The following is a 12,377-nucleotide window of genomic DNA, read 5'->3' as shown; positions in this document are numbered from 1 at the left end:
TTGAAGATACCGACACCCTGTATATAGAGTTCCGTGACAACAACATCGCGGAATCGAGAGACCTGGATGAAAACACCATTCTTGATGTCGACGCCAAGGGAGGCGTATGCGCAATAACATTTGAGCATGCAAGCCAGCGGACTGACGTAAGCCGTCTGATAGTGAAAGACATTGTGGCATATATACCTGAAACCCGTAGATTGGGGTGAGGAACGAACCCTAAAATCATGCCGCACATACATCATAACCCGACCAAAATGCTGACCCTGATAAAAACCAACTGGATTTTCCTTACCCTCTTCACCCTGGCCGCCATAACGGCCCTGTCCCTCTGGCCGCTGAAAAATCTACCCCCGATTCCGGGAACGGACAAAACCCACCACCTGATCGCCTACGCGGCGCTCATGTTTCCCGTGGCGTTGCGCAAGCCGGACCGGTGGATAGTGCTCGGCCTGTTGTTTATTGCCTACAGCGGGGTAATCGAACTGTTGCAACCCTATGTGAACCGGTATGGGGAGTGGCTGGATCTGGCGGCCAATACCACAGGTGTGATTTGTGGTCTTATTGTCGCGGAGTTGATTAATCGACTTGTTCCGGCCAGCAGGATGGAGGAGGTGGAGCGGAGGCCGTCACGCTAGATGCCACGTAAACACAAAAGGCGCGTCGACCCGATGACGCTATCCCAGTGCCTGGATACGCACCAAATCATCGAGGCGAACCAGGCCCGCCCGGCACACCCGTGCGGTAATGCCACCATGGCCGCGCATGGCGTTATACCCACCGGCACCGAGCAGGCGTTCCATTTTGCTGCAGGGGTGACAGAGACCGCTAAATTCCAGGATTGCCTCGCCGATATGAAAGGACTTGCCTTTCAGCGCCAGCAGGTTGATGCCGGAAACCACGATATTGCGCCGTAACAGCGCGGGCGGGATGGGTTCCCGGTGGAGGCAGGCGGCGATAACATCCAGATGTTCCTGCTGCATCAATGTCACTTGCCTGGGGCTTCCCGCGCTTCCGCTGAAACGATCACCCTCAAGCCCGTGATCAAGATCGATCGTAACGGCCTCCAGCGTGATCATCGGCGCACCGCGCGCCGGCCTGATCCCGATCCACTCCACGCGACCTACCTGGGGCAGCGTATCCAGCAGAACCTGTAGGGGATTCGATTCGGTCAAACGACCTTCTCCCATGCAGCCCAACCCAGCTATGGGAAAAACCGGGAAACTGCCATTTTTCCGGGCTCTCCCCGAGAATCAGCCAGTCACAGCGTGGGCACAAAAAGCGTGTCCACCCTGCGATACTGGCGCCTCAATCCCTAAGCTTACTCCTTCCAGAATGGTTTGCTGCCCTCACGCTCCACATCCGCCCGACTGACGCCGATATCACTCAGCATGCGGTCATCAAGCTTGAGCAACGCCTGGCGTTGGCGTTGTCGCTCATAGGCGGCGTACAGCCATTGAAAAAAGATGCTCACCCGTCGCCTTAACCCGATCGGGCGAGTAACCGAAATCACTGGATTGAGATGCCTGGTCTGCGTCGTCATGATCGCTCCTTATCCCGATTGCCTGGCGATCAAGCTACGTCTCCGCCGATAGCCGATCCAATCGTATGATCGGATACCGCCCTTCGGGAATTGTGATGACACCGCCCGCCCGATATCTGCTTTAATTACTCCTCACCAAGATCCCTGCGAGGAAGCCATGGAACTCTATCAGCTCAAGACCTTCGTGAAGGTCGCCGATGAAGGCAATCTCACGCGCGCGGCCGAGCAGTTGTTTACCAGCCAGCCGGCCATCAGCGCCCATATCAAGGCGCTGGAAGAGGAGTTGGGGGTCGAGCTGTTCCAGCGCACCCCCAAGGGGATGCTGCTCACCCCGTCGGGCGAGCTGCTGTACCGGAAGGCGGCAAGCATCCTGGTCTCGGCGGACGAGCTGAAATCGGCGGCCCAGTCGCTGCGAGACGAGTTGGTGGGCGAACTCAGGCTCGGCGTGCATACCGATTTCGAGTTTGTGCGCATTGCCTCCCTGTTGAAAAACTTCGCGAACAGACATCCCAGGGTGCAGCTGCATTTCCTGGCGGGCATGTCGGCCACCAACATCCCCGATGTGCGCAAGGGCAATCTGGATGGCGGGTTTTTCTTCGGTCCGGCGAAGAGCGCCGACCTGGCCATCCTGGAATTGGCCCAAGTGCCGATCAAGGTGGTGGCGCCGGCCGCCTGGCGAGAGCAGGTGGAACAGGCAACTCCCGAGGCATTGTGTGCCCTGCCCTGGATCTATACCTCGCAAAGCTGCCCCTTCTACGCCCTGCGCAATCAGATGTTCGGCGATTATTCGTGTATACCCAACAAGGTGGCCTTTGCGGACAGCGAGGACGCGGTCCGGGAACTGATCCGGGCCGGTTCCGGGATCGCCCTGCTGCGCCGGGACGACGCCGAACGGATGGAACGGGAGGGGGTGGGCTGCCGCTGGTCCGGTGAGGTCCCCTCCATTGCGCTCAGCTTCGCCGTGCAGAAGCGACGCAAAAACGAACCTCTGATTCAGGCGGCGATTAGCGAGATCGGTGCTCTCTGGGGCATCGAGTCGGGACCCTCGACCGAGATCATGATCGATTCGGCCTGAGCCGGTGACGGTGTGGGCGCAAAAGGCGTGCCCACCCCACGATAATGAATGAGACCTTGTTGGGGTTGGCAAGCTCATCCCAACCTACGAACTGGAATGCACCGCTGGTGAAGTCCATTATTGCACCCGTAGGAGCGGCGCCCCGCCGCGATTTCGGCCCGGGGGCGGGCCTCCTACAGGCCGATCTTTGCAATGATCGGGATAAGTCCCACCCAGTATAAAAATGGGATAGCTTGGTAGGGTGGGCACGCTTTTTGTGCCCACGCGGAAGGTACGGCACGGGGCAAAAAGGTGGGCACAGACTACGTGCCCACCCTACGCGACTGGAATGCACCGCTGGTGAAGTCCATTATTGCACCCGTAGGAGCAGCGCCCCGCCGCGATTTCGGCCCGGGGGCGGGCCTCCTACAGGCCGATCTTTGCAATGATCGGGATAAGTCCCACCCAGTATAAAAATGAGATAGGGCCCAAAAAAAGGCCCCGGGGAATGGGGCCAAAATGAGAGCAGGGAAATACGCGATTAAATGACCGGCGATTGGCGTAGCCTCATGGCGCGAACGCCTGGATTCCGGTCTGGGCACGGCCCAGGATCAGGGCATGCACATCGTGCGTGCCTTCGTAGGTATTGACCGCCTCCAGGTTCATGGCATGGCGGATCACATGGAACTCGTCGGAGATACCGTTACCGCCGTGCATGTCGCGGGCCATGCGGGCGATGTCCAGCGCCTTGCCGGCGTTGTTGCGCTTCATCAGCGAGATCGCTTCCGGTGCCGCCTGGCCGCTATCGAACAGGCGTCCGAGCTGCAGGCAGCCTTGCAATCCCAGGGTGATCTCGGTCTGCATGTTGGCCAGTTTCAGCTGGATCAGCTGATTGGCCGCCAGCGGCCGGCCGAACTGTTTCCGGTCCAGGGTGTAGGTGCGGGCACGATGCCAGCAATCTTCCGCCGCCCCCAGCACGCCCCAGGCGATGCCGTAACGGGCGCGGTTGAGGCAGCCGAAGGGGCCGGCAAGCCCCTTCACGTTGGGCAACAGGTTCTGCGCCGGGACGAACACCTCGTCCATCACGATCTCGCCGGTGATGGAGGCACGCAGCGAGAACTTGCCCTCGATCTTGGGGGCGGAGAGCCCCTTCATCCCCTTCTCCAGGATAAAGCCGCGAATCACACCCTCGTCGTCCTTGCCCCAGACGATGAAGACATCGGCGATGGGCGAGTTGGTGATCCACATCTTGGAACCGGAGAGGGAGTAGCCGCCATCCACCGTGCGGGCGCGGGTCTTCATCCCCGCCGGATCGGAGCCGTGATCCGGCTCGGTCAGGCCGAAACAGCCCACCAGCTCGCCGGCGGCCAGTTTCGGCAGGTATTTCTCGCGCTGCTCCTCGGTGCCGTAGGCATAGATCGGATGCATCACCAGGCTCGACTGCACGCTCATGGCCGAGCGGTAGCCCGAATCGACCCGCTCCACTTCGCGGGCGATCAGGCCGTAGGAGACGTAGTTGAGCCCGGCGCAGTCGTAACCGTCGATGGTGCAGCCCAGCAGGCCCAGTTCACCCATTTCGTTCATGATCTCGTGATCGAAATGTTCGTGGCGGTTGGCCTCAAGCACCCGCGGCATCAGCTGTTCCTGACAGTACTTGTAGGCGGTGTCCCGCACCATCCGCTCCTCCTCGCTCAGCTGCTGATCCAGGAGTAAGGGATCTTCCCATTTGAATGGGGCTCTTGCCTGTGTTTTTGAGTTCATAGCCACTTTTTCCGGTTGTCTGAGAATGGTGGATGCGCTTCGCTTATCCACCCTACGTCTGCATCAATTGTAGGTGGGACAGGCCACGGCCGCATCCACCGGTTCCGAGGGGTCAGAGTCATTCATAGTAACTACTCACCCGACCTACAGCGATTGGCCTGCCTTGGCGGCCGATCTTGATGGCGCCTCGAATCCGGCTCCTTTTTCAGATTCAAGCCTGCCCTTGTCTGAGCGAAGCGAGTTTTGTCCATGGATGGACTTATGCCGCGGAGGCCATGGATGGCCGGGAGCGGCTTGGGCAGGCGCTGAAAATGGGGCCGGATTCGAGGAGACAAGCCATCGTGTGAGGCCGGCAAGGCAGGCCAATCAACCCGTGAGTAGTTACTATTAAAAAATCAAGCCAATTTGACGCTGCCCCCAACATTTTCGCCATCATCCTACCACCCGCCCTGTTAAATATATTGACCGCTGTCGACCTTGATTACTTCACCGGTAATCATGCGTGCCGCATCGGAGAGCAGGAACAGCACCGCGTTGGCGATATCCTCCGGCGCGGCCAGCTCCTTCAGCACGGTCTCATCCAGCGCCTTCTGCAGGAACTCCTCCGGCAGCTTTTTCGCCATCTCGGTCAGCACCATGCCGGGGGCGACCGCATTCACCGTCACCCCTTTGCCGCCCAGTTCCCGGGCCGCCGTCTTGGTCAGGCCGATCATGCCCGCCTTGGCGGCACTGTAGTTGGCCTGGCCGAACTTGCCACGCATGCCGTTGATCGAGGTGATGTTGACAATCCGCCCATAGCACTGTTCGCGCATGCGTGGCGCCAGCGCCCGGATCAGGTAGAAGGCGCCCCCCAGATTGATATTGATCACCGAGTGCCACTCTTCATCGCTCATCTTGACCAAGCTGCGGTCGCGGGTGATGCCGGCGTTGTTCACCAGCAGGGTCACGTCCTCCGGCAATTCGTCAACCACCGCCTGGACGCTCTCCGGATCACCAATGTTGACCTGGTGAAAGATGCCGGGGAGGGAACCGCTGTCCCCCGCGTTCAGGTCGAAGATATGCACCTCGGCACCTGCCGCGTTCAGCATCTCGGCGATGGTACGGCCGATGCCGGAGGCACCCCCGGTAACCACCGCCTTTTTGCCCGAAAAATCCCACATAGTCATGGCCTCAGAGTGCGCAGGAGAGTGACAGCTCCTGGGCGGGACGGAAGCCCGAGCCGGCCAGGAAACGGTTCAGGTCGAAATTCTCCCACTCCACTTCGGTGCGCACATGCTCCACCTGCAGCGAGGCCAGGTTGTCCATCAGCTGTGCCATCAGCGCGGATCCGATGCCGCTGCCCTTGTACTCCGGCCCCACCCCAAGGGTATCCACCACGGCGGTGGACTCGGCACAACCGAAGCTGCCGTAGTCGACCCGCGCCATGACGAAGCCGGCCACCAGGCCATCCTGCTCGGCCACCATGGAGACGCGGATACCGCTGTCGGAGATCACCTCCGCCACCTTCTGCTGCAGGTAGTCGGCGCGATCCTCTCCGGTGATGTGCCGGTCGATGCGGCGGATCGAATCGAGATCCGACGCGGCCAGCGAGCGCACCGGACGCAGCTCGGTGGCATCCTCTTCAGCCAGTGTCAGTGGCCGGGTGTCCCGGGTCAGCACGTTGCGCGCGGCCAGGGAGAAGCCGGCATTGGCAAAGTAGGCCAGCAGCTCCTGCTGATGCCAGTTGGCCTCGGTGCGCAGACTGCCGCAGCCACGTTTCGCCGCCTCATCTTTAAGCGCGTTCATCAGCAGCATACCGACACCGGAACCCTGATCACCGGGCTGTACGCCGAGGGCGTCGATCACCGCCACCGGCTGCTGGGTGCCGAATTCGCCGCTCAGTACATTGGCGAACAGAAATCCGCACAGCTGGCCGTTCACACTGGCCACGAAGCTGATATAGGTTGATGGGGAGCGTCCCATCGCCTGCAGGCGTTTATGGAAAAACTCCGGGCGCGCACTGCCCCCGAGATTCTTGTCCAGTCCGATGACCTGCTCAATATCACCGTCCTGCAATGGCTGTATCTGGCAATTTCTTTCCAACATCTCAACCCACCTCCGGGTATTTTGTTAAGCGTGCGGATGCACCGATGTGCACCGCCTGACCGCGGCCCTCAGGGCTTTCGGGTGAGAGGATTCCAAGACCGTCGGCGGCAGGAGGAGTGGTACAGGGATGTACCGTTCACGCAGCCGAGGATGCATTGCCGCCGCCGAGCCCCCAGGGATGGGTTTACGGCGTGTCTTGGAATCCTTTCGCCCGGAAGCTTTCCGCGCAGCATCAGAATCTGACAAGTAGAATTAGTGCAGCGTATCGTACTTCGCCTGCAGTTCGTCCCGGGTCTCCTCGAAATCCGGATTGGGCACGATGCAGTCCGGCGGGCAGACCAGCTGGCACTGCGGCTCGTCCTCGGCGCCGACGCACTCGGTGCACTTCATCGGGTCGATAATGTACATCGGATCACCGGCGGTGATGGCGTCGTTGGGACACTCGGTCGGGCAGGCGTCACAGGCGGTGCAGTCTTCGTTGATCATAAGGGCCATAGTATTCTCCTTACGTAAACAGTGGGTTAGGAAGCGATGGCCAGTGAGCCCTGCTCAGCCAGCTTGTCGTAGCGATAGGCACCCCAGATGGCGGCACCGATGGCGCCGGCATAGGGTGAATCGGGGTGGTTCACCGCCTTGGTCGGAATCTTCATCTTGACCATGGAGGCGTTGATCGAATCCATCAGCCCCTCATCCAGCGCCAGGCCGCCACTGAGGAAGGTGACCCCTTCGTCAGCCTTGATCACGCGCAACAGCTTTACCAGCCGACCCGCCATGGAGTCGTGGATACCGCGCAGGATATTGGGTGCGGAGATGCCGCGCGACACCATGTTGATGACGTCGGTCTCGGCCAGCACCGCGCAGATGCTGGAGACGTTCTCTGGGTCGTCCGCCTGCTTGGACAACTCGCCGATCTCGTTCTGGGCGATGCCCAGGTAGCGCGAGATGTTCTCCAGGAACTGACCCGAGCCGGAGGCGCACTGGCTGGTCATGCGATAGGTCAGCACCTTGCCGTGCTCGTCCATCTTCACCGCGCGGCCGTTCAGGGCCCCCATGTCCAGCACCGAGCGGGACTCGGGGTTGAGGTAGATGGCGCCACGGGCGTGCGTGGTCATGGAGTAGAAGTGACCGGTCGAAAACTCAATGTTCTCGCCCTCGCCGGTGGTGGCGGTGTACTGGATATCGGCCTCGGTCAGACCGGCCTCCTCGATCACCTCTTCGTAGGCGCGCCGCGCCAGCTCCATCGGGTCGCGCTGGCGGATCTTGTCGTTGCGGCGGGCGATCCATTCGATGTTGTCGCCGTCGACCTTGAACAGCACGGTCTTGATACAACCGGTTCCCACATCTATGCCAATACTTGTCGTCATGGTTATGCCTCCTCAACGGCACGGCGGGCAAATTCCGCACCGCCCAGTGCACCGGTATAAATTGAATCCGGGTTGATATTGATCTGCACGTCGCCATAGTTCTCCTGAACCAGCTCGCGCAGCTGCTTGACCGCCGCCTCGTTCTTGGCCACGCCCCCGGTGAAGGTGAACTCGTCGGTAATACCACCGGAGCGCGAGATGATCGACATGGCGCGCAGGATGATGGCACGATGCAGTCCGGCCATGATGTCCTCGCGCTTCTCGCCCAGTGCCAGGCGGTCACGCAACTCGGCACCGGCAAACACGGTACAGGTGGAGTTGATGCGCACCGTCTTGGTCGCCTTCATCGCCATCGGCCCCAGTTCATGCAAGCCGAGGTTCATCTCGTCGGCGATGTAACCGAGATAGCGTCCGCAACCGGCGGCGCAGCGGTCGTTCATCTGGAAGTTGACCACGATACCCTTGTCATCGATCTGGATACCCTTGGTATCCTGTCCGCCTATATCCAGCACGGTACGGGTCTTGGGGTACATCAGGTGCGCGCCCAGGCCGTGACACAGAATCTCGGAACGGATGTGCTCCTTGGGGAACGGCAGGCGCACCCGGCCATAACCGGTACCGACCACATAGGTTTCCTCCAGGTCCATGTCCAGCACGCTCTTGATCGCCTTCATCACGTCATCCGAACTGACGCTGAGGTCGGTCTCTTCCGCCAGCACGTTGGTCAGTGCGCGAAGGAATTTGCCTTCCATGTCGTCGTTCGGCGGACGATTCTCCACCTCGATGATCGACTTGTCGTAGATGTTGATCAGGGTATCGAAATTCATACCCATCTCCTTCGCGGTCTGTTCGGCGATGTTCATATACTCGGAACCGGCCAGATCACGGAAGAAGTCCGACTTGCGCACCACGCCCGGCGCGAACAGCCCCTGCAGCTTTTCGCACAGGCGGGCAAAGGCTACATCCAGCACCGCGCAGATCTTCGCCTTCTGCCCCGGGTAACGCAGGTCACCGGCGTTACCCGCGCAGGTCTGGTGCAGATCTTCCAGCTGCTCCAGGAACAGCTCCAGGCGGAAGTGGCGCTCCAGGTTCAACAGCAAGCGGTCGATTTTCTCGCCCTCGAGGCCGGAGAGTCCCTCCAGCGCGCGATGAAACAGGGTCAGGCGTGTACTGATGAACGCCTCCAGTTTGGCCACGCGGCTGGCGGTATCGTAATTGGAGCGGGAGTTGGTGATACCGCGCCCCAGTACTTCGCCAAACTCATCCATCACCACGGCCTTGGTAGTGGTGGAACCCAGGTCAATGCCTATATAACACTTCATGCTCTGGCCCCTCAAGCTGTTCTGGTTGAACGACGTTTCTGGTCGACCATCTGGAAATAACTCTCCAGGCGGTTTTTGACGTTGGCCGCGGAGAAGTAACGCGGATCCACCAGATCGGTCTCGATAAAGGCACCCGGCTTGCCGGTGCGTTTCTCAATTTCATTCATCATCATCAGCTGGCCGGCGGAGAAGCTGTTGCAGCTCTTGATGGAGTTGATGAGCAGACCGTCGGCCTGGTACTCATTCATGTATTTCTCGATCAGGTCGACACGGCTGGGCATGTTGCGGTTGGTGTAACAGCCCAGGCAGTAATCGGCCAGCGACTCCAGCGGATTGGTCGGGTCATGGCGGAAACCTTCATCATACACACCGCCGACCTTGGTATAGGTGCTGGCCACGACCACGGCGCCCTCGTCATAGAACATCTTCCAGAACTCGCGGAAGCTGGTCCAGTTGGGCGGACCCTCCACCACCAGGCGGTATTTCTCTTCGCCCATATCGCCTTCCGGGGTGACCGGACCCAGACCATCTTGCATCCGCTTCTCGATCTCGCCGCGCAGCAGCTGATAGTACTCGATGGCATCCTGGGTGCCGCGGAAGGCGGTGAAGATCGGGCCGATGTAGTAGACGCCGCCGAAGTAGGCGTCGATCGGCGAGCGCACATTCTTGGCACTCTCCAGCACCCACACCAGGTCATCCTCCGCCTTCGCGGAACGGGCCATGTTTTCCCGCAGCCGGTCGATATCGAACTTCACACCGGAGGTCTTCTCCAGTGCCGGAATCACCTCTTCCTTCAACTGTTTGACCACGAAATTGCGCATGTTGTCGGTGATCACGCCATCGCCGGTGTAGGGCACCTGCAGCATCACCGTGTCGCAGTTGTACTCCTTGCGCAGCAGCTCGAACCACTTCATGAAGGTGAAGCAGCCGGTATAGGAGAGCAGCAACAGATTGGGCGGCGGCATCACCTTGCCGTTGGGCGCGATGTTGCCCTTGGACATCATGCCGATATCCGCCTTCACATAGGTACAGACATCCTCGGAGTGGCCGCTGCGCTCGGCGTCCATGATCATGGCGCCGCTCTGTTTGCGCATGCCGTTGTTGATCGCATTGATCTCCGGCAGGTTATTGAGCAGGCCGAAACTGTTGATCAGTTCGTTCAGGTTCCCCGGCACGAATGTGGAGACGATCTTCTTGCCGGTCTCGGGTGCGCTGGTCAGGGCATCGTAGTTGCGTGCGATCATCGCTTTCTGCTTGAGCATCGACGCGTCTTTGATGGCTTCTGGCTTGGTTGCGGTATTCATAATGGTGTTAGCTCCACAGTTTGATCGAGTCGGCAAAGGTACCTGCCTGTTCACGGATCGGCTGCATCTGACCCGAGTTCTCTGCATACTTGAAGGAGATGTGCGGTACGTTGTTTTCGCTCATCTTGGCCGACAGCAGGGGGCGTTCCAGCAGGGCCGGATCACAGAAACTGGGGGCGGCGAAGATCACACCCTCGGCCTTGTTCTTGATCACCGAGTCGAGCAGGTACTGACCCACCTTCTCCTGGGTGTCGCAGTACTTGGCCGAGGAGTCGGCCGAGTGATGCAGGAAGGCATCGGCCAGGCTCTTGATCGGGTCGCCGTCGGTCGGCACCTCTTCCATCAGCCAGCGGTTGACCAGCATGTAGTCGTCATCCACCACGTAGCAGCCGGCCATCTCGATCGACTTGATCATGTTCAGCGGCGGCTGCTCGCAGAACGAACCGCAGGTGATGATGCGGCATTTATCACGAATCGGCTTATCCTCTTTCACCACCGCTGCCAGGTACTCTTTCAGCATGACGATATGCTCCTCCACCGGAAGGACCTGCCCGGCACGCATCACCAGATAGACCTCTGAACTGGGCACCTTCCAGGGCTCGGCGGAACGCATGGCGTAGACATCGCGCACCAGTTGCCGGTGCTCGTTATAGATGGCAATGGAGTTGTTCAGCGCCTCATCGGTAATGGTGTTACCGGAGAGCTTCTCCATGTCGTGACGCAGTTCCTGCATCTCGTTCTGGTAGTACTCGCCGCCGATATCGTCGCGGTAGTTCTGGGGCACATCGAAGTACTTGGCGTAAACGCCCGGCTTCATCAGCTTCCACATACCGGAGAGGTTGCGGATCACGTCGCAGATGCTGGGAAACAGCATGCCGTCGACAAAATCCAGCCGCCCGGTCAGTCCCAGTTCGATGGTGGAGCGGGGGATGCGACAGATATAGCTCTGATAGAAGGCGTCGCCATGAATCACTTCCAGGTTGTCACCGCCACCCAGGATTCCCAATGGCAGCATGCCGGCGGCATGAATGATCTCCTCCGGGATATAGACCGGCATGAACCCAACCACCTTGCGGCCGGGCACCGCCTCTTTCCAGGCACGTGATGCGGCGAAGGTGGTATCTTCATACAACTCTTCACAGCGTGCGATAATCTCTGCAGTACTCATGCTTAACTGTCCTCCCATTTGGCTGGACGTTTCTCGATGAATGCATTCAAACCTTCTACAGCATCATGACTGGCCATCAGACCGTCCAGATAAAGGGCTTCAACGCTTGCCAGTTTGGCCTTGATACGCGCCACCATGTCGCTCCGTACCGCCTGCACCGCGAAGCGCAGCGAGGAGGCCGAATGGGGCGCCAGAAATTTATCGAAATAGGCGATCGCCGCCGCCTGCGGGTCTGCCGCCACCTGGTTGACCAGCCCCATGCGCAGGGCCTCGTCACTGTTCACGCTGCGACCGGAAAACAGCAGGTCCTCGGCCTGCGCCTGTCCGATGCGCTCGGGCAGCAGGCAGGAGGCAGCCGGGGCAAACACCGCCAACTGGATCTCCGGCTGGCCCAGGCGGGCGTCGCTCGCGGCAAACAGCTGGCTGCCGGCGGCGGCCACTTCCAGGCCGCCTCCCAGGCACTGGCCCTGGATGGCGACCAGGATCGGCAGCGGGAAATCCAGCATGGTCTCGATCAGCCGGTGCAGTGAACGCAACATTTCAGCGCAACTGCCGGGCAGGTGCTCCTCCACGCTGGCGCCGAAGCTGAAGTGGGGACCTTCAGCGTCCAGCAGCACAGCGCGCAGCGCGGCCTGCCCGGCATATTGCTCGAAGGCCGACTGCAGTGCGCCGATCATGGCGGCATCCACAATATTGGCCTTGGGTCGGTTGAGGCGCAGCCGCAGCAGCGCCCCGTCCCGGTCCATCCAAACCTTGAGCGGCGAATCGCTCATCTC

Annotated in this window: 14 protein-coding genes; 3 read left to right on the top strand and 11 right to left on the bottom strand. The window is 60.1% G+C overall.

What is annotated here, in order from left to right; genetic code table 11:
* On the top strand, positions 1-209 hold a 209-nt coding region (locus tag O9K64_RS19695; RefSeq protein WP_275099815.1), incomplete at its 5' end, for a DUF2283 domain-containing protein.
* A gap of 18 nt (positions 210-227) precedes the next feature.
* Entirely contained in the window at positions 228-638 is a 411-nt protein-coding gene (locus tag O9K64_RS19690) for a VanZ family protein (RefSeq protein WP_335342323.1), read from the top strand.
* Positions 639-677: 39 nt separating this feature from the next.
* Here the strand turns inward: O9K64_RS19690 and O9K64_RS19685 are convergent, their stop codons facing one another.
* Both O9K64_RS19685 and O9K64_RS19680 read right to left on the bottom strand, forming a co-directional pair.
* On the bottom strand, positions 678-1,175 hold the full coding sequence (locus O9K64_RS19685; RefSeq protein ID WP_275099814.1) for an MOSC domain-containing protein: 498 nt from the start codon (positions 1,173-1,175) through the stop codon (positions 678-680).
* 146 nt (positions 1,176-1,321) lie between these two features.
* A complete protein-coding gene (locus O9K64_RS19680; protein WP_275099813.1) occupies positions 1,322-1,543 on the bottom strand; it encodes a DUF1127 domain-containing protein in 222 nt (73 codons plus the stop codon).
* Between the two features lie 157 nt (positions 1,544-1,700).
* On the opposite strand from O9K64_RS19680, the gene O9K64_RS19675 reads away from it, so the two are divergent.
* Positions 1,701-2,618 carry a LysR family transcriptional regulator gene (locus O9K64_RS19675; protein WP_275099812.1) on the top strand — a complete coding sequence of 306 codons (918 nt, stop codon included), beginning with the start codon at positions 1,701-1,703 and terminating at the stop codon, positions 2,616-2,618.
* Positions 2,619-3,164: 546 nt separating this feature from the next.
* Here the strand turns inward: O9K64_RS19675 and O9K64_RS19670 are convergent.
* The 9 genes from O9K64_RS19670 to O9K64_RS19630 form a co-directional block, all read right to left on the bottom strand.
* Complete coding sequence (locus tag O9K64_RS19670) at positions 3,165-4,358, bottom strand: acyl-CoA dehydrogenase (protein WP_275099811.1); 1,194 nt, start codon at positions 4,356-4,358, stop codon at positions 3,165-3,167.
* 452 nt (positions 4,359-4,810) lie between these two features.
* Positions 4,811-5,518 carry a 3-oxoacyl-ACP reductase FabG gene (gene fabG, locus O9K64_RS19665; protein WP_275099810.1) on the bottom strand — a complete coding sequence of 236 codons (708 nt, stop codon included), beginning with the start codon at positions 5,516-5,518 and terminating at the stop codon, positions 4,811-4,813.
* 10 nt (positions 5,519-5,528) lie between these two features.
* Positions 5,529-6,443 carry a GNAT family N-acetyltransferase gene (locus O9K64_RS19660; RefSeq protein ID WP_275099809.1) on the bottom strand — a complete coding sequence of 305 codons (915 nt, stop codon included), beginning with the start codon at positions 6,441-6,443 and terminating at the stop codon, positions 5,529-5,531.
* Positions 6,444-6,695: 252 nt separating this feature from the next.
* The gene (locus O9K64_RS19655) at positions 6,696-6,938 is read right to left on the bottom strand and encodes a YfhL family 4Fe-4S dicluster ferredoxin (protein ID WP_260295244.1); all 243 of its coding nucleotides are present in this window, start codon (positions 6,936-6,938) and stop codon (positions 6,696-6,698) included.
* 26 nt (positions 6,939-6,964) lie between these two features.
* Positions 6,965-7,807: a benzoyl-CoA reductase subunit D gene (gene bcrD, locus O9K64_RS19650; protein WP_260295246.1), complete on the bottom strand. Its 843-nt coding sequence runs from the start codon at positions 7,805-7,807 to the stop codon at positions 6,965-6,967.
* 2 nt (positions 7,808-7,809) lie between these two features.
* Positions 7,810-9,129 carry a benzoyl-CoA reductase subunit A gene (gene bcrA / locus O9K64_RS19645; protein ID WP_275099808.1) on the bottom strand — a complete coding sequence of 440 codons (1,320 nt, stop codon included), beginning with the start codon at positions 9,127-9,129 and terminating at the stop codon, positions 7,810-7,812.
* An 11-nt stretch (positions 9,130-9,140) separates the two neighbouring features.
* On the bottom strand, positions 9,141-10,433 hold the full coding sequence (gene bcrB, locus O9K64_RS19640) for a benzoyl-CoA reductase subunit B (RefSeq protein WP_275099807.1): 1,293 nt from the start codon (positions 10,431-10,433) through the stop codon (positions 9,141-9,143).
* A 7-nt stretch (positions 10,434-10,440) separates the two neighbouring features.
* Complete coding sequence (gene bcrC / locus O9K64_RS19635) at positions 10,441-11,601, bottom strand: benzoyl-CoA reductase subunit C (RefSeq protein ID WP_275099806.1); 1,161 nt, start codon at positions 11,599-11,601, stop codon at positions 10,441-10,443.
* Positions 11,602-11,603: 2 nt separating this feature from the next.
* A complete protein-coding gene (locus O9K64_RS19630; RefSeq protein ID WP_275099805.1) occupies positions 11,604-12,374 on the bottom strand; it encodes a cyclohexa-1,5-dienecarbonyl-CoA hydratase in 771 nt (256 codons plus the stop codon).
* Positions 12,375-12,377: the final 3 nt, after the last annotated feature.

This window comes from Sedimenticola hydrogenitrophicus (assembly GCF_029017505.1).
GTDB lineage: Bacteria > Pseudomonadota > Gammaproteobacteria > Chromatiales > Chromatiaceae > Sedimenticola > Sedimenticola hydrogenitrophicus_A.
This window is presented reverse-complemented; position numbering and strand designations above follow the sequence as displayed.

What these genes read in the sequence shown, in the direction of transcription:
- O9K64_RS19690 (WP_335342323.1), top strand. Translation starts at nt 228, where the DNA reads ATGCCGCACATACATCATAACCCGACCAAAATGCTGACCCTGATAAAA.
- O9K64_RS19680 (WP_275099813.1), bottom strand. Translation starts at nt 1,543, where the DNA reads ATGACGACGCAGACCAGGCATCTCAATCCAGTGATTTCGGTTACTCGC.
- O9K64_RS19675 (WP_275099812.1), top strand. Translation starts at nt 1,701, where the DNA reads ATGGAACTCTATCAGCTCAAGACCTTCGTGAAGGTCGCCGATGAAGGC.
- O9K64_RS19670 (WP_275099811.1), bottom strand. Translation starts at nt 4,358, where the DNA reads ATGAACTCAAAAACACAGGCAAGAGCCCCATTCAAATGGGAAGATCCC.
- fabG (WP_275099810.1), bottom strand. Translation starts at nt 5,518, where the DNA reads ATGTGGGATTTTTCGGGCAAAAAGGCGGTGGTTACCGGGGGTGCCTCC.
- O9K64_RS19660 (WP_275099809.1), bottom strand. Translation starts at nt 6,443, where the DNA reads ATGTTGGAAAGAAATTGCCAGATACAGCCATTGCAGGACGGTGATATT.
- O9K64_RS19655 (WP_260295244.1), bottom strand. Translation starts at nt 6,938, where the DNA reads ATGGCCCTTATGATCAACGAAGACTGCACCGCCTGTGACGCCTGCCCG.
- bcrD (WP_260295246.1), bottom strand. Translation starts at nt 7,807, where the DNA reads ATGACGACAAGTATTGGCATAGATGTGGGAACCGGTTGTATCAAGACC.
- bcrA (WP_275099808.1), bottom strand. Translation starts at nt 9,129, where the DNA reads ATGAAGTGTTATATAGGCATTGACCTGGGTTCCACCACTACCAAGGCC.
- bcrB (WP_275099807.1), bottom strand. Translation starts at nt 10,433, where the DNA reads ATGAATACCGCAACCAAGCCAGAAGCCATCAAAGACGCGTCGATGCTC.
- bcrC (WP_275099806.1), bottom strand. Translation starts at nt 11,601, where the DNA reads ATGAGTACTGCAGAGATTATCGCACGCTGTGAAGAGTTGTATGAAGAT.
- O9K64_RS19630 (WP_275099805.1), bottom strand. Translation starts at nt 12,374, where the DNA reads ATGAGCGATTCGCCGCTCAAGGTTTGGATGGACCGGGACGGGGCGCTG.